The organism is Paenibacillus sp. FSL K6-1566, assembly GCF_038050475.1.
In the GTDB taxonomy this organism is placed as follows: Bacteria; Bacillota; Bacilli; order Paenibacillales; family Paenibacillaceae; genus Paenibacillus_AQ; species Paenibacillus_AQ lactis.
This window is the reverse complement of the sequence record NZ_JBBOSR010000001.1, coordinates 1800747-1823595: the sequence shown is the minus strand read 5'-3', so window position 1 is coordinate 1823595 and position 22849 is coordinate 1800747. Positions and strand designations below refer to the sequence as shown.

General features: G+C 53.5%; 24 protein-coding genes and 1 other annotated feature. All 24 genes read right to left on the bottom strand.

The genetic code is table 11. The annotated features are described in order from the left end of the window. Window positions 1–43 precede the first annotated feature (43 nt). Complete coding sequence (locus tag NST08_RS07740; protein WP_213617297.1) at window positions 44–1330, bottom strand: homoserine dehydrogenase; 1287 nt, start codon at window positions 1328–1330, stop codon at window positions 44–46. Window positions 1331–1389: 59 nt separating this feature from the next. Beyond that, window positions 1390–1827, bottom strand: coding sequence for an ACT domain-containing protein (locus tag NST08_RS07735; RefSeq protein ID WP_077569210.1), 438 nt, complete (start codon window positions 1825–1827; stop codon window positions 1390–1392). A gap of 683 nt (window positions 1828–2510) precedes the next feature. After that, window positions 2511–3260, bottom strand: a complete 750-nt coding sequence (locus tag NST08_RS07730; RefSeq protein WP_251537025.1) for a hypothetical protein — start codon at window positions 3258–3260, stop codon at window positions 2511–2513. A 28-nt stretch (window positions 3261–3288) separates the two neighbouring features. Continuing rightward, the gene (locus NST08_RS07725; RefSeq protein WP_210095139.1) at window positions 3289–4053 is read right to left on the bottom strand and encodes a hypothetical protein; all 765 of its coding nucleotides are present in this window, start codon (window positions 4051–4053) and stop codon (window positions 3289–3291) included. Further along, window positions 4050–5381 (bottom strand): SPFH domain-containing protein, encoded by a 1332-nt coding sequence (locus NST08_RS07720; RefSeq protein ID WP_144879859.1) that lies wholly within the window; start codon window positions 5379–5381, stop codon window positions 4050–4052. Before NST08_RS07720 ends, NST08_RS07725 begins: the two co-directional genes overlap by 4 nt. A 254-nt stretch (window positions 5382–5635) precedes the next feature. After that, window positions 5636–6946: a GTPase ObgE gene (gene obgE, locus NST08_RS07715; protein WP_007130715.1), complete on the bottom strand. Its 1311-nt coding sequence runs from the start codon at window positions 6944–6946 to the stop codon at window positions 5636–5638. A gap of 13 nt (window positions 6947–6959) precedes the next feature. Continuing rightward, entirely contained in the window at window positions 6960–7700 is a 741-nt protein-coding gene (locus NST08_RS07710) for a Spo0B domain-containing protein (RefSeq protein WP_007130716.1), read from the bottom strand. A 304-nt stretch (window positions 7701–8004) separates the two neighbouring features. Next, window positions 8005–8316 (bottom strand): 50S ribosomal protein L27, encoded by a 312-nt coding sequence (gene rpmA, locus NST08_RS07705; RefSeq protein WP_007130717.1) that lies wholly within the window; start codon window positions 8314–8316, stop codon window positions 8005–8007. Between the two features lie 17 nt (window positions 8317–8333). Further along, complete coding sequence (locus tag NST08_RS07700) at window positions 8334–8666, bottom strand: ribosomal-processing cysteine protease Prp (protein WP_341341662.1); 333 nt, start codon at window positions 8664–8666, stop codon at window positions 8334–8336. A 13-nt stretch (window positions 8667–8679) separates the two neighbouring features. Beyond that, entirely contained in the window at window positions 8680–8991 is a 312-nt protein-coding gene (gene rplU / locus NST08_RS07695; protein ID WP_007130719.1) for a 50S ribosomal protein L21, read from the bottom strand. A 13-nt stretch (window positions 8992–9004) separates the two neighbouring features. Continuing rightward, window positions 9005–9089 (bottom strand) — a sequence feature (ribosomal protein L21 leader region). 56 nt (window positions 9090–9145) lie between these two features. Next, complete coding sequence (locus NST08_RS07690; protein WP_210095141.1) at window positions 9146–10387, bottom strand: Rne/Rng family ribonuclease; 1242 nt, start codon at window positions 10385–10387, stop codon at window positions 9146–9148. A gap of 123 nt (window positions 10388–10510) precedes the next feature. After that, entirely contained in the window at window positions 10511–11365 is an 855-nt protein-coding gene (locus NST08_RS07685) for a M50 family metallopeptidase (protein ID WP_007130721.1), read from the bottom strand. After that, a complete protein-coding gene (locus NST08_RS07680; protein ID WP_341034089.1) occupies window positions 11358–12278 on the bottom strand; it encodes a M23 family metallopeptidase in 921 nt (306 codons plus the stop codon). The genes NST08_RS07685 and NST08_RS07680 overlap by 8 nt, the downstream gene beginning before the upstream one ends. Before the next feature lie 280 nt (window positions 12279–12558). Beyond that, window positions 12559–13353, bottom strand: coding sequence for a septum site-determining protein MinD (gene minD, locus NST08_RS07675; protein ID WP_007130723.1), 795 nt, complete (start codon window positions 13351–13353; stop codon window positions 12559–12561). Window positions 13354–13356: 3 nt separating this feature from the next. Next, window positions 13357–14019: a septum site-determining protein MinC gene (minC, locus tag NST08_RS07670; RefSeq protein ID WP_007130724.1), complete on the bottom strand. Its 663-nt coding sequence runs from the start codon at window positions 14017–14019 to the stop codon at window positions 13357–13359. Between the two features lie 84 nt (window positions 14020–14103). Further along, window positions 14104–14634: a rod shape-determining protein MreD gene (mreD, locus tag NST08_RS07665; RefSeq protein WP_007130725.1), complete on the bottom strand. Its 531-nt coding sequence runs from the start codon at window positions 14632–14634 to the stop codon at window positions 14104–14106. Beyond that, window positions 14631–15506 (bottom strand): rod shape-determining protein MreC, encoded by an 876-nt coding sequence (gene mreC / locus NST08_RS07660; protein WP_007130726.1) that lies wholly within the window; start codon window positions 15504–15506, stop codon window positions 14631–14633. Before mreC ends, mreD begins: the two co-directional genes overlap by 4 nt. A gap of 56 nt (window positions 15507–15562) precedes the next feature. Further along, complete coding sequence (locus tag NST08_RS07655; RefSeq protein ID WP_007130727.1) at window positions 15563–16597, bottom strand: rod shape-determining protein; 1035 nt, start codon at window positions 16595–16597, stop codon at window positions 15563–15565. A 38-nt stretch (window positions 16598–16635) separates the two neighbouring features. Next, a complete protein-coding gene (gene radC / locus NST08_RS07650; protein ID WP_007130728.1) occupies window positions 16636–17325 on the bottom strand; it encodes a RadC family protein in 690 nt (229 codons plus the stop codon). Window positions 17326–17413: 88 nt separating this feature from the next. After that, entirely contained in the window at window positions 17414–18025 is a 612-nt protein-coding gene (locus NST08_RS07645) for a Maf family protein (protein WP_210095143.1), read from the bottom strand. A 25-nt stretch (window positions 18026–18050) separates the two neighbouring features. After that, entirely contained in the window at window positions 18051–18293 is a 243-nt protein-coding gene (locus NST08_RS07640) for a DUF4321 domain-containing protein (protein ID WP_007130730.1), read from the bottom strand. A gap of 127 nt (window positions 18294–18420) precedes the next feature. After that, entirely contained in the window at window positions 18421–19854 is a 1434-nt protein-coding gene (locus NST08_RS07635; protein ID WP_028406581.1) for an SPOR domain-containing protein, read from the bottom strand. 206 nt (window positions 19855–20060) lie between these two features. After that, on the bottom strand, window positions 20061–21434 hold the full coding sequence (gene murC / locus NST08_RS07630; RefSeq protein WP_028406582.1) for a UDP-N-acetylmuramate--L-alanine ligase: 1374 nt from the start codon (window positions 21432–21434) through the stop codon (window positions 20061–20063). A 6-nt stretch (window positions 21435–21440) separates the two neighbouring features. Continuing rightward, window positions 21441–22844 carry a bifunctional folylpolyglutamate synthase/dihydrofolate synthase gene (locus NST08_RS07625; RefSeq protein WP_007130733.1) on the bottom strand — a complete coding sequence of 468 codons (1404 nt, stop codon included), beginning with the start codon at window positions 22842–22844 and terminating at the stop codon, window positions 21441–21443. Window positions 22845–22849: the final 5 nt, after the last annotated feature.

Here is a 22849-nt window from a genome sequence, read left to right as displayed (position 1 = left end):
AAATATAGTCTCGGCTCTGATGCTCACTTCGCGGTCTTATGGGTTAGCCTTCTACGCGGTAGACGCTCTTGATCCGCCGAATAACCTCCAGGCCCTCGAAATGATTCAGCACCTTATCCATATTTGCCTTGCTCGCATGGTGCGTGACGATGATGATCTCTGCATCCGGATTCTGGTCATTCGGCTGCTGGACGACCGATTCCAGGCTTACGTCATGCTGTGCAAACACTTGGGTGATTTGGGCGAGTACTCCCGCTTTATCATCGACATGCAGCAGAATGAAGTTTTTATACGAAATCTGCTCATCCGTCTTAAGCTTCTTCGGTTTATACGGAACGATCGCTTTCAGACCATTCACGCCAAGCTTCAAGTTTTTGATGATCGCGACCAGATCCGCCACAACGGAGGTCGCCGTCGGCATCTCGCCGGCACCCGCACCGTAGAACATTGTCTCCCCTACAGCTTCCCCATAGACGTAGACGGCGTTGAAAACACCGTTAACGGCTGCGATGGGATGTCCCGTGCGTACCATGGTCGGCTGCACGCTGATGCTGACCTCGTCGTCCTGACGCTCCGCGATGCCGAGCAGCTTCATCTCATAGCCCAGACGTTTGGCGTACGAAATGTCTTCTTTGGTTACTTGAGAGATTCCCTTGACCGATACATCCTGCAGCTCGACATTCGTCCGGAAACCAAGCGTTCCGAGAATCGCCATCTTGCGTGCCGCGTCCAGGCCCTCCACATCAGAGGTCGGGTCTGCCTCCGCATAGCCGAGCGCCTGCGCTTCAGCCAGTACGTCCTCAAAGGATGCGCCCTCCTGGCTCATTTTCGTCAAAATATAATTGGTCGTACCGTTCACGATCCCCATAATCTTCATAATGCGGTCCGATGAGAAGCCTTCAATCAGCGTCCGGATAATCGGAATACCGCCGGCTACGCTTGCCTCATAGAATACATCGCACTGCTTCTCTTGCGCTTTTGCCAAAATCTCGGCGCCGTGCAGAGCCATCAGATCCTTATTCGCCGTCACGATATGCTTGCCGCGGTCCAGCGCTTCCAAAATGTACGTCTTCGTCTGATCGATGCCGCCCATAACTTCCACAATGACATCAATCTCCGGATCCCGGATCACTTCCCACGGATCCTCCGTCAGCTTGCTCTGATCCACACTGACGCTGCGGTATTTCTCCAGATGCTTCACCGCAATCCGCTCGATCACGATCGGTGATCCGACCTGGCTGCTCAGATCCTCCTGATGACCTTCTACAATTCGCACAACCCCAGTTCCTACTGTTCCCAATCCTAAAAGCCCTATCTTCACCGGCTTCATTCCTACAATTACCTCCCGTATCCCATCACAATAAGCGATTTACTTAACCATGAAACGAATTATCCTTGCCCGATCATCTGTACTTTGCGTACGCCGGTGATCCGGCGCAGACCGTCCAACAAATCGTCGAGCTCTTCAATCAAACGGGAGACCTCAACAGAGATCACCACGTTTGCGATCCCCTGTAAAGGAATGCTCTGGTGGATGGTCAGCACATTGCCGCCTTCACCGGCAACCAATCCAAGCACCTCTGACAGCATGCCCGAACGGTGCTCCATATCAATCGATATGGTGACAATTTCATCCCGCTCCAGCTGATTGATCGGATGGATGCCATCCTTATACTTATAAAAGGCGCTGCGGCTAAGCCCTACCTGCTCAACAGCTTCATGGACCGTCTTGACGTCGCCGGAGGCCAGCAGCTTCTTCACCTGCATCGTTTTGACCACAGCTTCGGGAAGGATGTCTTCCCGGACCAAATAATAGCGTTCCTTCACAAAACGTCCTCTCCTCAAAGACTACTGTTTTCGTATAGTGGACATTATACTGGATATATCGGGCAAGGGCAATACATAAATGTCCCTTTTTTCGCGTTGGCAGCATCTTCATGTCCAGGCTATAACCTATACTATATCGCAAATTTTATAGGAACTCATCGTTAACCCTGTAAAAATGTAAATTTAGCGAAGAAAAAACGCCCATACTACGCTTAAAGTTGAGAATGAAGTACTCGGGCCCGCGACAGCAAACATGTCCCTAAAAGGGACTTGTGGGGCCAAATGCAGCGCTGCAGGAGCAAACAAGTCCCTAAAAGGGACTTGTCGCGCCCAATCCGGCGCTGAAGAAGCAAACAAGTCCCTAAAAGGGACTTGTCACGCCCAATCCAGCGCTGAAATAGCAAACAAGTCCCTTAAAGGGACTTGTTGTGCCCAATCCAGCGCTGCAGGAGCAAACAAGTCCCTAAAAGGGACTTGTCGCGCCCAATCCAGCGCCACAGTAGCAAACAAGTCCCTAAAAGGGACTTGTCGCGCCCAATCCAGCGCCGCAGTAGCAAACAAGTCCCTAAAAGGGACTTGTCGCGCAGGCCGGCTTTTATCCTTACACGCTTGGGGCCACTCGATCAAGGCGACCAGTGCTTTAGAAGGGGCTTGGGCAGATCCCCCTTTTTCGAACCCTCCGTCTACCCGATCCTGCTGTGCCTCAGCAGCGTGCCGCAATAGTCGCACTCCTTGTGCTCGCCGCGGGCCACGGACGATTTCGCACCGCATCCGGGGCATTCTATCCAATACGGGCCGTCCTCTTCCGGTGTCTCCGTCCGCTCTGCCGTCAAAATCACGGCTGCTTGATTCAGGACCGAATTCAGCTGCTCATCAAGGCTCTGTGCACCACTGGTTTCGCTGAAGTCTTCTCGGCTCCGCAAGGACGGGATTTTCACGACCCCGTTCTCGATCCGTCCATGGGGGAGCAAATGCATGCGAAACATATCATTCAAATCCCGGATCACTTGCTCCGGTCCCTGCCTAACCGCCTGGGCGATATACGGGATATGGAACAGCCTCCTTCGCACGATGGCATCCGTATAAACCTCGATCAGCATTCCGAAGCTTTGGTCCCGCTTGTGTCCGATCACGAACAAAATGACTGCCGGAAGCAGAAAAACGATTCCCAAGAAGATCGTGACTTCCGAAAGACTCCCGGTCTCCCCGGTGCCGGTGCTGCCGACGATCATCAAAAACTCAAGGACCATAAACGTAATTAGCAATACCCAGCCCAAGAGCCTGTAATTTCTCCCCTTGCAGCTGTTTCGACGCTGGGTGGCAATCAATCGAATGGCGGCCAGCACCATCGCTAGCGGAAAAAATAAAACGGCAGCCACGAGGATAAGGGCATCGGTTGTGGAAAATTTCAATTTATAAGGTTTCAAAGGCATACCCATACGTTATCTCCTTGATCTGCTTTTATGTAGAACCTGCTTTTGCATGTAAAAGCTGCATATTACGGTCCTGCACCGTTCTGAGGATATCCCGGATCATGCGTGCCGTTTCCTCGGCCACCTCCGGGCGGGCTTCGGCGCTGACTTCACCGATCAGTGTCACCTGATCTTCCAATACCGCGATTTTCTCCCGGATCAAATGCTCCATTTCATGGAGGGAGGCATGGGGAATGGGATCGCTGTAGCGAAGCGTCTCCTCCAGTTCAGCCAAATCCCGATCCAGCAAGGGGATATCCTCGCCTGACAGCAGGTTCAGCTTTCCCCGGATCGCTCCAACCCAAGCGACCGTTTCACGCTTCCTTGCTGTGTGCTCCCCCTCCTTCTCCTCATGAGCGAATGCATACCTGCCGATCAGAGAGACTAAAGCCAAAACAACGGCAAATCCCAATAACGTCATCGCATGGATTTTGAGATACGCCGGCCCTGAGAGCTTAAACAGGTTTCCCAGCAAAATCACCTCAAGGATGACGGATACGGCATACACCCCGATAATGAAGCCCATGGCGATCGTAAAAGGGGCCTTGGAGGCAGCAGCTTTGCGTCTGCGTTGATGGATGCAGGATCCGGTAAAAAGAAGCACAGACGCCTCAGCGAAACCAATGGCAATGCCGGACATCCACGCGTTGATATCGGTCAGCCCGCCAATAAAACCGAATAGCAGTATCGTTGCCACCGGCACGATCGCGGCAGCCAACCAGAAACCGTTTCGAGTTGCGACTCTTGACGTCATGATGGATCACCGCTTTCACTTTCCATTAACCGATGCCCGCATTCCATGCAGAACTTCTGCCCCGGCTGTACCTCATGATTGCAGTTAGTGCATTGAAGCCTATGGCTTGCTCCGCAGTTCGGACAGAATTTCGCCCCCGGGTCCAGCAAGTGGCTGCATTCCCGGCAAGGGATCGGCAGCTGGGCGCCGCATTCCGCGCATATCTTGGCATTCGCCGGATAATCATAGCCGCAGGATGGGCAGGCTCTGTACGGATCTCCGCAGTTCAGGCAAAACTTCGCATGACGGGGGATCACATGACCGCAATCGGTGCACAAAATATCGCGAGCCGGCTTGTCCGGCTTCTGCACATGGGCCGGCTGACCACAGCCTGAACAAAACCGGGAATGCTCGTCGATCAACGTTCCGCACTCGGTACAGGCTCTTGGCTTCAGTCCGGGGCCGTCCGCAGTCGGTACCTCAGTGTCCCTTAACACTCGGGTCATCGTCTCATATACCGGACCAGCCATGCCGATCCCTACGCCCAGCCCGCTGCCGATGATTCCCGCCGGGCTCCCGGGATTCTTCGCGGCTCCTTCCAGCGTATCGAAGGTCCGCTCCTGATGATATGTATAGCCGATAATGTCCATTTCCGCTTTCTTCGCCAATGCTTCCTTAATTCGAAGAGCCGCGGGGTCATCTTCCGGTATGTTGATGGAATCGACAAAGAAATTGAGCAGCGTAATCCCCATCTCATCGAACGATGGAGCAATCGCTTCCATAATGTGCTTTGATATTTCCGTCATATAGGCGCTGATTTCGACGACGCTGATTTTTTTGAAAATGATGTACGAGGAGATGATATCCTTAATATTGGACATAAGCACCCCCCGGTAATATTTGACCAAGGTGCTTTGATCAAAGGTTGGCAGCGTGCCGACCATTTTCCCCAAAAATTTTCTCGGATCGCTGATCTGGACCCCGAACTGTCCGAATGCCCGCACGGAGACGATAATATTATATTTGGGATCCTGGAGCTGTATCGGCGCGCTCGTCCCCCACTTCACATCCAGTGAGCGCATTTTGTTGATAAACCATACTTCAGCGGTAAACGGGGATTTGCCGCCGAACGGAAGATTGATGATATTCGATAAAATCGGAATGTTTGCAGTGCTTAGCGTATGCCTGCCTGCAGAGAAGGAATCCAAGGCTTGGCCGCCCTTATATAAAATCGCCTCCTGCGATTCATGAACGATAAGTTGGGTCCAGGTGCCCAGTTCCTGGTTCGGATAACGCCAAGCAAACACATCCGGCGGGCCTTCAAATTTAACAACGTCAATGATTGCCATAGTTCTGCTCTCCTTTTGCACGGTTCGTCCGATCTGATGATCAATAAAAAAAGGTACAAATGTACTACTATTGTATACGATTTGACTGGTAAATGGATGAAAAATTTGGGAATGCGGGCATATTCGCGCTCTTTAGCGTACAAAAAAACCGCCAAGCCTGCTTGCATACAGACTTAGCGGTATCTCTTTATCAAACAAAATCAGCGGCGCTCGAAGGCCCCGATTGGGGGATGTTCCATCCTTCTGTTCTGCTCTTAATAATAGCTGCTTCCTTCAACAAACTCGAATTCAAAATCGCCGATTCGTACAATTGTTCCTTCCGTTGCACCGCGCTTGCGAAGCTCCTCGTCCACACCCATATGGCGCATGGTCCGGGCAAGCTTCAGAATCGCGTCATGCGAATTCATCTGCATCCGCTTCAGCATCCGCTCGATCCGTTCGCTGTGCACGACATACATTTCATTGTCGCGGGTAATCGTGAACGAGTTGTCATTCTGGGCTTTGAACTTGTAGACCTTCCGCTCGGCAACCTCGGTCACCTCTTCCACCGTTGGCTCTTCCGGCATGCTCTCAAGAATATCCATCGTTCGGTACAGAAGCTCCTGGATCCCTTGACGGGTCAGTGAAGAAATGGGCATAACTTCAATGTCCGGGCGGATCGCCTTTACCTTCTCGGTGAAGACGGCCAGATTCTCTTCGGCTTCAGGCATATCCATCTTATTGGCAGCCACAATTTGCGGGCGGTCCATCAGAGCCGCATTGTAGAGCCTGATCTCATCATTGATCTTCTCCCAATCCTCGAACGGGTCCCTGCCCTCCGTACCGGCCATATCTACCACATGAATAATGACGCGCGTCCGCTCTACATGCCGGAGGAACTCATGTCCGAGTCCGACGCCCTCATGGGCGCCCTCGATCAATCCGGGCAGATCGGCCATGACGAAGTTTCGGCCATCGCCCACTTCCACCATACCGAGATTTGGCGTGATGGTCGTAAAATGATAGGCTCCAATCTTTGGCTGCGCAGCGGAAACGACCGATAACAGCGTAGACTTGCCGACGCTCGGGAAGCCGACCAAGCCGACATCGGCCATGACCTTAAGCTCCATTACGACGTATCGCTCTTCGCCCTCTTCACCGTTCTCGGCGAGCTCCGGCGCAGGATTGTTTGGCGTTGCGAAACGGATATTTCCCCGTCCCCCGCGTCCGCCTCTGGCTACAACGACCTGCTGCCCATGCCGGGTCAGATCCCCGATCACTTCGCCCGTGTCGTCATCCATCAGGATCGTGCCGGGCGGTATGCGCACAATCAAATTTTCAGCGTTGGCGCCATGCTGGCTTTTGTTCCGTCCCTTTTCTCCGCGCTTGGCCTTAAAATGCTTCTGGTAACGGAAATCCATCAGCGTACGCAGTCCTTCATCCACTCGAAATATGACATCGCCGCCTTTGCCGCCGTCACCGCCGGCAGGGCCGCCCTCAGGCACATACTTCTCACGGCGGAATGCAATGAGGCCATCTCCTCCGTCTCCGCCTTTTACGTAAACTTTCGCTTTATCTACAAACATGATATCACCTTCCTCAAGTCACTAACGGCAGGTATAAGCGGTACGTGGGTTCCCCCGGCTCCGTCTGTTCCACCCGAACGCCTTCGTCCTGTACGGCTTGTTCGATCTGAAGCCTTAAGCTGTCGGGTTCTCCGAAGTCTCCTTCACCCTGTGCCCATACAATCAGCTCATGCTCCTGCTGCATAAATGTTAACGCTAACTCCCGGGTTTCTCCCCATGACGCCTTCCCGCTCATCTGGAAAGCCTTGACCGTCCGAATAATCGTTTCGGCCACCCGATCGGCCGTTCCTGGCGAGACCTTGCCTTCCAACTGGACTTGATCCACAATGTCAACTTCCAGCTGCAGATTGTTGCCGGAGGTCCGGTATGAATGTAAATAAAAAACCAGAGAAGGGATGCCCAGCTTGGATATTTTGCTCTCCAGCGCCATCCGCTCTTTTATTCTTTCCACACAAGCCACGGATTTATCAAGCTTGCCTAATTGAATATAGCCGTATAAAATTTGAAGTTCATTCATCCAATCATGTCGGTGATGATTCAACATCCGAATCGACGCGTGCTCCATATTCCGAACGATCGCCTGCTGCCTGCGCTTCTCCGACCGCAGCACAAGCCATGCAGCGCCAACCGAAGCAGCCGCAGCCCAGATCGCCGTTACGGCACCCGCTGCGAGACTAGGCTTCCATACCATCCATGCTACCGGCAAGACTGAGGTTAAACCGGCCCCAGCCGTTATCCATATCCAGGATTTCATCGCTTCTCCTCGTCTTTCAACAGCAATTGGTTACATTCACCAGATCTCAGTATATCACAGTCTTTCCGCATGGTTCATCCCCTGGATGATGATCTTGGCAAATTTCAATACGAATTACGGTGGAAGGCCAGCGATCGAAGGCGCTGCAGGCTAACGGTTACTCCACCTTGGCTTCGAAGATGCTAACCAACTCGACGACCGGATACCCCGCCCACGGAGTGAAGCAAGCCCCTTCTTATAATTAAAAAAAGAAGCCCCGGCAACGATGCCGAAAGGCTTCTTCTGTAAGCAGTATAAGAAACGATTAAGCTTCCACTGCAGCCGCTACAGGAGCGACTTCAACCGGGTAGACGCTCACTTTCTTGCGGTCACGGCCCCAACGTTCGAATTTCACAACGCCGTCCACTTTCGCAAACAAAGTATCGTCTTTACCGATACCCACGTTCGTGCCTGGGTGAATTTTCGTACCACGTTGACGAACCAAGATGCTGCCGCCGGTCACAACTTGACCGTCCGCACGCTTCACGCCAAGGCGCTTCGCTTCACTGTCACGACCGTTCTTCGTGGAACCTACACCTTTTTTCGATGCGAATAACTGAAGATCCAATTTCAACATGTTGTCTACCTCCTTCTTTAAGTAGTCAATTCTTGTATTCGTATATATTTGCCGTATGAATCGGCAATTCCCTGCAACATGACAACCATCGACTCGAGAAGCAGCTGAACTTGACCCAATGCAGATTCGTCTGCACTCTTCGGAAGATTCGCGCTGAGAAAGCCGCCCTTCATCCGGGTCTCCATAACGATTCCGGTAAGAGCCTCGACGGAATTGACCGTCCCCACCGTGATGCTGGATACTCCGGCACACACGATATCTTGTCCGGGATCGGCATAGCCCGCATGTCCCTCAACCTTAAAGCTACGGATTCGTCCATCTTCCCCGCGCAGGATCTGTACCGTAATCACTTACCGCACCCTCTTACGCTTGGATCTTCTCGATGGTTACTTTCGTATAAGGCTGACGATGACCTTGCTTCTTGTGGTAGTTCTTCTTCGGCTTGTATTTGTATACAACGACCTTGCGGCCTTTACCGTGCTTCTCCACTTTCGCAGTCACAGTTGCACCGGCTACAACCGGAGTACCTGCTACCAGTCCGTCCTCTTTGGAAACGGCCAGTACACGGTCGAAAGTCACGCTCTCTCCGTCACCTGCATTCAGCTTCTCGATGAACAATACATCGCCCTCTTGAACTTTGTATTGCTTACCGCCTGTTTCGATAATAGCGTACATTTGCTTGCACCTCCCTATGTCTCAGACTCGCCTGGAAAAGGTGACTGTCCATACCTGAACAGCGCTTATAAACCCAACCGGAGCGGTTACAGCATGTGCAGCAATAGATTACTTCACACATACCCAATGATAATATCATAATCCTTATTCAACGTCAACCTCCAGAAGGAAGAACAAAGCCTCTCCCTCCGCAGGCACCGCAAGGCTTGGCAAAGGGCAGCGGCATGCTCTCTCTCGCTTTCTTACGGGTCATTTCCAGCAAATCCAGCTTGGTCCAGCCTACGACAAAGGTCTTGCTCCGATCCTTCCGGATCGCCTCCTCCATTGCCGCCGCTACCTGATGCCGATGCTCCTCGCGCTCCATATCGATGAAGTCGACGATGATGATCCCTCCGATGTCCCACAGCCGCAATATGCGTGCAATCTCGCGAGCGGCCAGCAGGTTGGTCTGGAGAATCGTCTCGCCCAGATTATCCCCGCCGATATATTTCGCGGTATTGACATCGATAATGGTCATCGCTTCCGTCTGGTCAATGACGATCGTAACCCCTTCCGGCAGCGCAATCTTTCTTGCGAAGCCGGTCTTCAGCTGATCATCAATCCCGTAAGCCTGGAAGAGCGGGACGCTCTCCGAATAATGGATAACCTTTGGCTCGATGCCCGGGACGCTGTCCTTCAGGTAGCTAATCGTCTCCTCGGCTTTGGGCAGGCTGTCAATCACGAGCTCATCCTCATAAGGATCAAATGAATCCCTGATCAGGCGCTGCAAAAGGCCAAGATCCCGATGGAGCAAAGCGGGAGCTTGAAGCTTCCGTGCCTTTTCCGTTATTCTCGCCCATTCTTCCCTTAAAAACTCAAGATCACTGCGGATAAAATCGATGGGCTCATCCTCCGAAACCGTCCGGATAATGATGCCCTCTTCCCCGGTCCGCAGCTGCTCTCCAATCCCCTTCAGCCGGCTGCGCTCCGCATCGCGCTCGATCTTCTTCGAGACGGCGACATAATCGGCTGTCGGCATGTATACCATGCATCTGCCCGGAAGGGAGAAATGCGTTGTCACCCTGGCTCCCTTGCCTCCTCTCGGCTCTTTCATCACTTGAACGATCAGCTCTTGGCCGACGGTCAGCAGCTGCGAGATCGAGGGTTTCTGCTTCGGCTGTTTCTCAAGATGCGGATGAAGCACATCATCAACATATAAAAATGCGTTCTTCTTCAGTCCGATATCGACAAAGGCTGCCTGCATCCCGGGCAGCACATTGACAACCTTTCCCTTGTAAATGCTTCCGACTACACTCTGCTCGGAATTTCGCTCAACCGCGAACTCCGCTAATCTCCCATCCTCGATGAGAGCCATCTGAATGTTCTCATGTTCACAATGAACGATCATTTGCCTCATGGCTTCACCTCACAAACGGAAGACGAACTCTATGATTCTATCCTACCACAATTTGGATGAATGAAGCAGACAGAATCGGCCCCACCCTGTGTCTCCCTCATGATGTTTACGATTTTACGCATATCAGGGTGGTCCATTTGATGCGAAGTACGAAGAGATGACATGCTGTTCAGGCACAACGGCGAGCAAACGGCCCGGTCCGCCCATCACATATATCAAATGATACTTCTCTCTTTTAAATAGACGCATGATATCACTCAAAGGTTTCGCAGAATCGGCTACGATCGGCTGTGCAGGTCCGAGCCGCTCCAAATTTCGTTCATAAATCTCGCTGCGCTGCACAAGAAATCGGAGAAAACGGTAAGGTACATTCCGGTGATCCTCAAAGTTGGAGTATGCCAGAAACAGCCCGATCATCAGCAGGTTGAGGCGGATCCCGCCGCCGGAGGATAAGGGAGCAAGTCCGTAAGCGATCATCAGCAGACTGCCGCATATGCCGGCCCGGGAAGTCCATACCAGCGTTGCGTGGTAAGGAGCGATTAAACTGATCAGCGCCTGGAGCACCTTTCCTCCATCAAGAGGCAGAATCGGCAGGAGATTGAATAGAGCGATCATCACATTTCCCTGGATAATATAAGCCAGCATCGCCTCGTCTCCCCAGCCGGCCCAGCGGCAGCAGAGGGCAAGTCCGATCATGATGGCATTTTGGAGCGGACCTGAAAGCGCGATGACGATTTCCTTCCATGCCGTCATCCGCCCATCGTCCTCTATAACAGCAACGCCGCCGAACGGCAGCATCTGAATGGCTCTCACCTTGAACCCCATCGCTGCAGCGGCGGCGGCATGACCTAATTCATGGATAAAGACGATGATGAATAATGTAAGCAGCTCGAGAAAACGTCCCGTTACGACGGAAGCCAGCATGACGATGACAAAAAGCGGATGCAGCGACAGGGCTGTCCCCTTAAAATTAATCAAGCGGCATCACTTCCGCAGGGTCCACGTCCCGGTTGCCCTCTTTGAGAACAAAATAAAGCGTCGGGGGACTGCCCGAATCCGTCGATTGAAGCGTACCGATCGGATCTCCGCCCTGCACCCAATCGTTGACCTTCAGCCCGGTCTCCGCCAGTCTGCTGTAAATCGCCTTCCGGTTTCCCGTATGCTGAATTAAAACCGATATCCCGTTCTCCGGATGCTCTGTCACCTCCAGTACCCGGCCGGTCTCAATGCTTCTGACCGCCCGCTGGGATAACGATCCTCCTGCGGCTTCCAGCACGATTCCCTTCAGATCTACAGCAAAGGATTGCACCAACCTGCCTTCAAGCGGAGGAATGAGCGATGTGGATGCATTCACTTTGGTGGAGTGCTCATCGGTTTGCCCGAAAATCGGAATAAAGGATGGAGCTTCTCCAAAATGCTCTTCGTACCATACCTGGGCCGCGCGGAAATCCATCTCACGGCTCAGCCCTTCGATGATAAAGGCCTGCGTTCGCAGAGCCCATGGCTGCTGCATGGAAAATATCCCCCACACGATGCCGAACAGCAGCGCGCTCACGACGAGGCGTCGAACAAGGCCGGGCAGAAAGGATCCCCTTCGCGGCGGATTCGGAGCGTCGCCGGGATCTATAGTGTCGTACCAGCCGCGATATCCCTGCTGCTTCCAGAGCCGCTCGGGATCCGGCTCCATATCGGCCGAGGACCGATCGGGCAATGCCGGTCTGACTTTCGAATTCTGAGCCCCCTCGGGCTCTTTGGCTTCCGGCTTGACCGTCTCCGCTTGTCCAGGCAGCGCCGGCCACGACTTGTCCGGCGGGAGCGAATGCTGCCCGCCCTCGAGCAGCTCCCGGATTCGGGCTTCCCTACGATGTTTCACTGAGGATTTAACGTCCATAAGCTCTCCCCCTTGGGGCTTGTTTGTCTGTCTGCCTCAAGATCCTTCGGCAGATCTCTTCTTGTCCTATCATATGAGGGAGGGAAAGCCGTTTAGAACAAGCCCTGCTCATCTTGATGAGCCGGATCCGGTAGAAATGCCGTTGCCTTCTTGAGAACCCCTCAGGCTGTCGAGAACCTTTTCTATACGGAGCGGCTTCCAACAGAAAAAAAGGGGTATCCCGCCAGATCCAAGATCTGTTGGGATACCCCTGCTGCTCTATATGAAACTGAAACTTCGCTTAACCCATTCCGAAAAACTTCTTGAACTTGGTGAACATGCCCTTTTTCTGATGAATCTGCATCAGAGGCACGGTATCACCAAGAATTCGGCGTGCGATGTTCCGATAGGCGATCGCCGCTTGGGAATCCGGATTCATTACGGTCGGCTCCCCACTATTGGCCGCCTTGATCACCTTCTCGTCATCGGGCACGATGCCGATCAAATCGATGTTCAGCACCTGCAGCACATCTTCAATCTCGAGCATGTCGCCGGTCTTCACCATGTTCGGACGGATCCGGTTCACGATCAGCTTCGGCGATTCCACATGGGAGCTCTCCAGAAGCCCGATAACCCGGTCTGCGTCCCGAACGGCTGCGTTCTCCGGCGTCGTAACGACGATGGCTTTATCGGCGCCGGCAATTGCATTCTTGAAGCCCTGTTCGATTCCTGCAGGGCAATCGATGATGATGTATTCGAATTCTTTCTTGAGTTCGAGAACGATATCCTTCACTTGATCCGGAGAAATCGCGTTCTTATCCTTCGTCTGGGCTGCAGGCAGCATATACAGATCGTCAAAGCGCTTGTCCTTGATCAACGCTTGATTGAGCCGGCATCGCCCTTCTGCAACGTCGCATATGTCGTAAATAATCCGGTTCTCCAGGCCCATGACGACATCCAAATTGCGCAGACCGATATCCGTATCCACCAAACACACTTTTTTTCCCAAGAGTGCTAAAGCTGTGCCGATGTTCGCCGATGTCGTCGTTTTACCGACTCCGCCCTTACCAGAAGTTACGACGATTGCCTCTCCCATGTACTACACCCCTTTAAACACATTAAAATCCCGACCCAAACGTGAGATGTTGCTGATCTTGTCGATCTCCATGCTTCCGTTCTTCAAATAAGCAAATTCCATGACCGTCTCGCGCGTCTCCCATTCGTCCGGCGGCCGGCTGATCATTTGAGAAATCCGGAGCTGGGTAGGAGCGAAATACGAAGCGGCAATAATCGCTTCTTCGTTGCCGTCCACACCGGCATGCGCGGTTCCGCGCAGCGCGCCCAGTATGTATATATCTCCGGTGCACGTAATGACGCCCCCGGGATTGACGTCTCCTAGGAATAGGAGATCTCCATCATGGTGCAGCACCTGCCCTGATCGCACGATTCCCGTCATCAGCTCCAGCTGGCTGCCGGGAGGGGTCTCCGGCTCGATCGGCGGGGACTCTACATTGCGGATTAGAAGATTTCCTTTTTGCTTCAATATATCGAGAATCATCTGTTTTTCTTCTTCGGATACTTTACGGGATCCCAGCTTTACATCCACATGAATGATCGGTCCGGTCAAAATATTCTGGTGACTGTGCTCCAGCTTATACCTAAGCTCCTGGAGCAGCTCGTCGAGCTCACATTGATCGTCAAGCAGGAATACCAGGCCATCCTTAATGCCCTTAATCGTCACATGATTGGATTTTACAGCCATAAGACCTGTCCCTCCCATCCTAGTACATTTCGCGCTCAAACCTTCAAGTTCCTGCTAGTCTTCGTAAAATGTCTTGGCGTGGGCTTAGGAAGCAGTCTTTCTTCGCTGATATTTCGCGATCAGCTCCAGCTGCTTGCGGACCGGGACATAAATCGCCAAAGCAAAGGCAAAGTGAACGAGGAGATTCGGCAGCATATGATGCAGCAGCGACCAATTGTAAGAGGTCGGATTAAGCCGGAATACCTTGTAGATACCAAACAGCGTGCTATCGAACAGCAGGCTTCCCAAGATGACGATCGTCATCATCATCGGCAGCGGAGCACGCGGCGCCTTGAACACAAGTCCCAGCAAATATGCGGATATGCCCATAGCAAAAGAATAAGTGCCGATCATTTCGCCGTAGTATACGATGTCATGAAGCATACCGAATATAAGTCCGAGCACAAGGCCGGTATGGCGGTGATAATAGATCGAGACGAAAAATATGGCGACCAGAACAAAATTAGGATAGATCTGCAGCTGCAGCGAGCTCGGCGTTAACCAGAAGAACACCGTGCCTTGCAGGATGAACAAAACGAACAACAGGAGAATGAGAATCTGCTTGCGCGCCATCATTTCGGCTCCTCTGGGGTAACCACGATAATGACATATCTCCAGTCCTCGAATTTGGCGGCAGGCGTAATCGTTGCGGTTCTGCTCTGCCCGAATTGGCTGATCTGGACGCTATCTACGGTTCCAATGATCAGGCCCGGCGGAATGACGCCGCCCGCGCCGGACGAAATAATCTTGTCTCCTTCCGCAATCGGATCATCCTCCGCAACCCGTGTCATGAGCAGCGTGTTGGTCTTCTCGTCGTAAGTTTCCACGATGCCGAAGGTTTTGTCCTCCTTGCCGATCGCCGTAACCGAGATCGGCTGCGGATTCGGGTCCTGGGCATCCATCGTTGTCAGCAGCTTCACCGTGGAGGTGAAATTGCTCACGTTGCTTACGATGCCCACCATGCCGTCAACCGTAGTGACCGACATGTTCGGCCGGATGCCGTCGCGCTCGCCCAAATTGACGACAAGCGTCCGGTTGTTCGGATCCGAATTGACAGCGATCACCTCTGCCGTACGGTAATCATATTTATCCCGGTTTTTCTGGTTTTGCGTAAATCGGAGATTATCCCGAAGCCTCTCGTACTTCGCTTTTATCGTATTGTAATTCGCACTCTCTCGCGAATACTGCGCAACCGCCCTACGAAGCTCTTCATTCTCCTCATAGACCGCCTTCATATTCCGCACGTCTTCAAAGAAACCCGCTATATAGGCAGCGGGCTTGTAAAATACGCTTTGCACAAAACCGACCGTATCTTTAACGAATTTCTCAGGCCAAGATAAAGAAGCTCTCGGACCGAGCGTAAATCCCATGATCGCGATAAACGCCACGAGCCCGATGAGCATGATGAACAAGCGCTTGTTGCCTAGCAGCTTAAACAGTTGCAACACCCTCTAACCTTACTGTTTTTCTCTCCCAACATTAGGGGTTTACACGCATCTTGGGTCTACCGTTTGGAACGGACGGCAGAGCTGCTCCGGGATTTGAACAGGTGGATGTTTTCGAGCGCCTTGCCCGTACCGATCGCCACGCAGTCCAGCGGATTCTCGGCAACGATCACCGGCATGCCGGTCTCTTCGGCAAGCAGCTTGTCCAGGTTGCGCAGCAGCGCGCCGCCGCCGGTCAGGACGATACCGCGGTCCATAATATCCGCAGCAAGCTCCGGAGGACATTTCTCCAGCGTAACCTTCACCGCATCCACAATGGCGTTGATCGTGTCAGCCAGCGCTTCGCTAATCTCATCGGACGTAATCGTAATGGTCTTCGGCAGACCGGTTACGAGGTCGCGCCCGCGGATTTCCATCGTTTCCACCGTTTCAAGCGGCATGGCGGAGCCGACTTCCATCTTCAACAGCTCGGCGGTGCGCTCACCGATCATCAGATTATATTGTCGTTTGATATAGGAAATAATAGAATCATCCATCTCATCGCCGGCAACGCGAACCGAACGGCTCGTTACGATGCCGCCGAGCGAGATAACCGCAACCTCGGTGGTGCCGCCTCCGATATCGACTACCATGCTGCCGGTCGGCTCCCATACAGGCAGGTCCGCGCCGATCGCGGCCGCGAACGGCTCCTCAATGATATACGCCTCGCGTGCGCCGGCTTGCTTGGTTGCATCCTCTACCGCACGCTGTTCAACCGCCGTAATGCCCGAAGGAACACAGACCATCACATTCGGATGGCGCGGGAAAACGGAGCGCTGCTTCTGCGCTTGGCGAATAAAATACTTAATCATCGTTGCCGTCGTATCAAAATCTGCAATGACGCCGTCCTTCATCGGACGGATGGCACGGATGTTGCCCGGCGTACGTCCGATCATTTTCTTTGCGGACTCGCCGACCGCCTCAATCGTCTTTGTATCCGTACGCAGTGCAACCACAGACGGCTCCCTCACGACAATTCCTTTACCGCGGACATAGACCAGCGTATTCGCCGTCCCCAAATCGATTCCCAAATCTTTTGTAAAACCACCCAACATGATGTATCTCCCTTTCTTCCTCAATCTGAACTATTATATTACATCAAGCCCCGTTCCTTCAAACTTACGAACGATCCGTCCCCGATAATCAGATGATCCAGCACGTCGATCCCGACAATCTGTCCCGCCTCCACCAGACGGGAGGTAAGGGAGATGTCTTCCGGGCTGGGCGTCGGATCTCCGCTTGGATGGTTGTGCGCGCATACCAGCGACGCACTGCTGCATTTGATAGCCGCTCTGAACACCTCGCGGGGATGAACGATGGAAGCGTTGAGGCTCCCCATCGATAACGTTTCCTGGGCGATGACGTGGTTCTTCGTATTTAAAAACAAGCAGACAAAATGCTCTTTCTGCAAATATCGCATCTGTTCACTGAGCAGCTCCGCTGCATCATGCGGATTGCGTATAATGACAGGCTCCACATGCCTGGATGCCGCCAATCGCCGTCCAAGCTCTATGCCAGCCTTCAGCTGAACGGCCTTGGCGGTTCCAATTCCTTTAATTTGCGTAAGTTCTTCGATGCTGAGGTCCACGAGCTGCCGGATTCCTCCGGCTTCCTTAAGCAGCCGCTGCGCTATATGTACGGCAGATTCCTGGCGGGTTCCTGTTCGAAGCAATATCGCCAGCAATTCCGCATGGCTCAGTGCGCTCGCCCCATAATGCATCATGCGTTCTCTTGGTCGTTCGTCATGGGGGATGTCGCGCAGCAATAATGTTGGCGACTCCATAGATTCCCCTACTTTCTAAGAATAAAATCAATCGGTTTCAGCTTGCCCCGGGTGCTCCCAAGGACAGCGAACCGATCAGCCTTTATATCTACGATTCGGTTAGTACATCCATCCCCATCTCAGACAGCATGTCCGACAGCAGAGAAAGCGGAAGGCCGACGACATTAAAATAGTCGCCCTCAATACCTTCGATAAGCGTTGCTCCAAGGCCCTGAATCGCATACGCACCGGCCTTGTCCATCGGCTCGCCGCTCCTTACATAAGCTTCAACCGCATCCGGACTCAAGCGTTTCATGCTCACTTTGGTTTCGCGGTGAGACACCTTGATCGCGCCCGATGCCAGATCGATGCATGCAACTCCCGTAAATACCCGGTGAGCGCGTCCCTGAAGCATGGTCAGCATTCGCACCGCATCGTCATGATCCACCGGTTTCCCCAGCACGAGATCCTCCAGTACAACAACCGTGTCGCTTCCGACGATAATCCCGCCGCCCTGGTCCGTATTCAGCTTGCGGCGAACCGCCTCCGCCTTACGGAGAGCCAGCGATTCTACAATCCGGTCCGGAGACCATTCTGCAGGCGTATCCTCATCCGCTTCACTCGGCACGATTTCGAATGGAATTCGAAGGGAGGCGATCAGCTCCTGACGCCGAGGAGAGGTCGAAGCCAGTATTATACGGCGATTTCTCTTCTCTTTCAAGGGGGATAGTCTCCTTTGTCATGTCTTAGAGCCTGCGGTATAGCCAGATCGCTGCAATGATGCCCAGCAGACTAAGCAGGCTGAAATGAAGTTCAAGGTTAATGTCGTAAATGATGATGTCAAGGTCGGCTGAAGGGGACCACTTGATGGGCGTAGACGCCGTTAGAAACGACACCGCCTTAACCGGCTCAAGCGCCTTCGCGATCCATGTGCCGGCAAGCCACCCTAACAGCAAAAATAAGATGAGCATTCCTTTATTTTTCTTCATGCATCCTCTTCCCTCGCCATTTTTTGACACCCTAATTATTATACGGTGAATCGATAAGCAATACAAACAGAAATCCGGCAGGGGGAACTATTTCCAATTCCTTGCCGGATTTTACGATGATTTGAAATTATAGGCCGTCCAGGAGCTTCTTCTGGCCCATGATATAGTTCATCATGCCTGTTTGAATCTCCCACAAATGCCCCTTGGATTGATTTTTGATATATTCGGAGAGCGCCATAACCGATCCATTCATGGATTGTTCCATCATTGGGAGCACGGCCAGAGACTCCGGTCCCAGTCCTTCAGACAGCTGCTTGACCGATTGGATCCACTGCTGATGGAGGTTTGTCACGCTCTTCATCGCTTCCGCAGCTGCCGGCCCTCCCCCCTCCTGTTGGCCCAATAGAGAAGCAGACAGCGCACTCAGCTCGGAGACCAGCTGGCCGCTGACCGTAAAATAGTCCGTAAGCGTCTTCGCTTCACCGGAATACACCCGGGGCTCGGCCTGCGGCAAGGAAATTTCCCGCACGTACAGCTCGACCCCTTCGGCCTTGAGCTGATTGCTCAGCAGCTTGGCCTGTTCCCGATCCGGCGATATGCCCGCATAGACCCGATTTTCCTCATTCGGATCCCCTCCGGCCGCGATTCCTGCCGCCAGCAGCTCGCTCTTCGCCTGCTCCACGCGCTCGGGCGTGCTGAAAACACCGTACTGCAGCATATAGAAGGTCGATCCCGGAATTTGCACGGCCGTGGCAGGCTGTTGTCCGGAAGGTGCCGGTGTCTCCGTGCTTTCACCCGTTCCCGTTCCCGCTTCGTTTTCAATCACCGTCTCACTGCCCGTCCCTGGCGCCGATATATCCCCATTGTTATTGCTGCCGGCGCCGCCGTTAAACATCGTCAGAACCATGTACCCGAACATTAACCCGGTGATGACCGCTGCACTGACCGCAGCCGCCATCTTCCAGAAGGACGTCGGCCGCTTCGTCCGGTAATAGCTGTAATCATCTCCCTGTGTTCCCTCATAGAAAACCCCGTCCTGTTGTCCGCTTTCCCATGGATCTTGCTGCGGAGGTACTGCTGAGAATTTTCCCGTACGGGAGTGGGAGTCAATCGCGCCGCCATCCCATACCTCAGGAAGATCCTGATATGGATCCGGGTGCTCCGGATTGCCATTGCCCGCCAACTGCTCATTGGCAGCCTGAAGCCGTCTTCTCTCCTCGGCCAGCCGTCCTCTTCGCGAGGAGTCCCGGCTGCTGCGCAGCCTCCGATCATCCAACGCATCCGGCTGATCCGTCTTTGCCTCGGGATGAACAACGCGCAGATGCTCTGGTTTGGGATCGGCCGATGAAGCCGAATGGTCGATGAAGCCGTTTGAATTCCAGCTTCCGGGTGCTCCATCATCCTCCATCCCCAGCCTCTCGAAATCCCAATCGCTGGGCGTATTCCAGTTTGAAACCCCCAGTTCATTCGTGCCGGGCTCTTCCTGCATGCCCCTGCCGTTCCGATGATTCGGTTTGGGAGGGTCATGGTCAAAACGGATGGTCATCCGCGCTTTGTTCATATTCACACACCTCACTTGTCCTCTCTATACCTAGCTATATGATAGGGCTTGGCAAGTTATGTGCGGCGGAGAAAAGAACAAATAAGGGCCCGTTTCACCGTGTTCGTGTCCGAACAAAGGAAAACGGGCCCTGACGCGTCAGGATCCGGTGAGCTATGCTCTGAAGTGCATAAGCTCGCGCCTGACGGCATGGTGTAATCGTAATCTTACTTGCCTTTTATGGATTCCGCGAGTGCCGCTCCAACCTTCCAGATGTCGCCGGCCCCCATCGTGAGGACAAGGTCTCCGTCCTTGACCCGGTCCTTCAAGTCGCTCAGGACATCTTCCTTCGTCGGCAAATAGCGCGCGCCCGGATTGCTGTTCTGCACGATCAATTCGACCAGCTTTGCCGAGCTGATGCCCTCGATTTGCTTCTCGCCGGCCGGGGAATAAATGTCCGTAATGATCACCTCATCCGCGTCACCGAAGGCTCGGCTGAACGCATCCAGGAGGAAGAAGGTTCTTGAATACCGCTGCGGCTGGAAGACGGCAATAATTCGCTTGCCCGTCGCTTTGGCGGCGCTGATGGTCGCTTCAATCTCCGTCGGATGGTGCGCGTAATCGTCGATCACCAGGATGCCGTTCGATTCCCCGAGCACCTGGAACCGGCGCTTCGCCCCGTTGAACTTCACGATCGCTCTTGCGATCGCTTCGAATGAAATGCCGGCTTTCAGGCAGCTGATAACCGTTGCCATCGCATTATAAACATTATGCTTGCCGGGCACGGACAATTCGACCGTTCCCAGCTCCTGTCCACGGTGAAGCATCTTGAAGCTGACATGACGATCGCCCAGCACAAGCTGGGTCGCCGTATAATCGGCATCCGAATGAATGCCGTACGTCGTCACGTTGCAGCGCAGCTCCGGTAGAATGGCCTGGATATTCGCGTCGTCCGCACATACGACCGCCGTGCCGTCCTCTTTGATCTGGCTGAGGAACTGCACATAGGCCGCTTTCAGACGATTGAAGTCGCCATCGTAGTTTTCAAGATGATCGGCTTCGATGTTGAGCACGACGCCAAGCCATGGATGATATTGCAGGAATGAGCCGTCGCTCTCGTCCGCTTCCGCTACGACATGCTCGCCTTCGCCGGCTTTGGCATTCGTGCCGACGTTCATGATTTCGCCGCCGATGATGAATGTCGGATCCGCTCCGCACTCTTCCATGACGAGGGCGATCATCGATGAAGTGGTCGTTTTGCCGTGCGCCCCCGCAACGGCCACACCCTTGCGTTCATTCAGCAGGCGGGCCAGCATCTGGGCGCGGTGAAGAACAGGAATATTGAGCTTCTCCGCCTCGACTCGCTCCACATTATCCTTGGACAATGCGGTCGAGTAGACGACGAGATCTGCTCCCTTCACCTGCTCCGCCGTATGTCCGATATATATTTTGGCGCCTTTGGCCGCCAGCTTTTCTGTCAATTCCTGAGATGCCACGTCAGAACCCGTGACTTTATAACCCATCTCCAGCATAACTCGTGCAATGGCGCTCATCCCATAGCCGCCAATTCCGATGAAATGAACATGTTCTGATGTATTCAACAGATATCACCAACCTTTTTCAGAATCGGAAAGGCCCAGGAGGCTGGAACGCACGTCGGCAATCAGGTACAACGTGCCCGACACCACCCCAAGATCCTCCGCTTCCGTCCGTGACTTCAACTCTTCAAGTGCGTTTTTCCAATTTGGTTCTATGATGATTTGCAGTGTACGTTTCGCATATTGCTCCCTCACCTGCTCTACGATGTCCCCTAACGCCTTGGCGTCCAATTTCTTCCGGAAATCCGGTTCGGTCAGGATAAGCGTATCCACTATTGGCAGTATATGCTGCAAATACGAATCATGATGCTTATTCGCCAGCATTCCCATCATCAAGTTCAGCTTCCGGTATTTATAGATCTGCGGCAGGCTTTTGGCCAGGGCCTCCGCCCCTTCCGGATTATGCGCCCCGTCGAGAACGATCCGCGGCGAGCTCTGCACAAGCTCCAGTCTTCCCGCCCAGAATGTCTCCTTAAAGCCTTGGCGCAGATCATCATCCTCCACGATAAAAGCCATGTACTGGCGAAGGACTTCCAAAGTCATCATCGACAGCGCGGCATTCGCGCATTGATGCTCTCCCTGCATGGATATATTGATATCCATGCTCCGGAACGGTCCTTGGAAATGGAAAGTCTGGCCTTCTTCATCGCTGCGAAGGGGTTCATAGGTGAATTGCTCACCGGCCAGATACAGCGTCGTCCGGTTCCGCTCCACCGTCTCCTTCAGAATCGCTATGGCCTCCGGCTGCGTGACGGTGCTTACCACCGGCACGCCGGGCTTAATAATGCCGGCCTTTTCCCTTGCGATCTCCTCAATGGTGTCCCCCAGAACGTCGGTGTGATCCATCCCGATATTCGTGATCACCGATACGATCGGATGCACGATGTTGGTCACATCGAGGCGGCCGCCCAGCCCGGTCTCCCATACCACGACGTCGGGATAGCTCACCTCGGCGTAATACAGGATGGCCAGTGCCGTAGACACCTCGAACATGGTCGGTGAACCAAGGCCTGATTGCGCGATTTCCTCAACGAGCGGCTGCAAGCGGTTAGCAAGCGCAAGCAGCGTCTCCTCGGGAATGTCTTCGCCGTTATATTGGAACCGGTTTGTAAACTTCGTGATATAAGGGGACGTATACGTTCCGACGGAGAATCCGCCTTGGAGCAGCGTCTTCGTCAGAAACGCACAGGTCGACCCCTTGCCGTTCGTCCCGGCCACATGGATAAATTTCAAGCGGCGCTCGGGATGACCAAGCCGCTGCATCAGCTGCTGGATCCGTTCCATGCCCGGACGAATCCCGAATGCCACTAACCCGTTGATCCAATCTACCGCTTCCTCATACGTTTGGAATGGAGCTGCAACGGCAGCTCCCGAATGATCCCCCATCGATTTCACCTTCTGGTCCAGATTCATAAGCT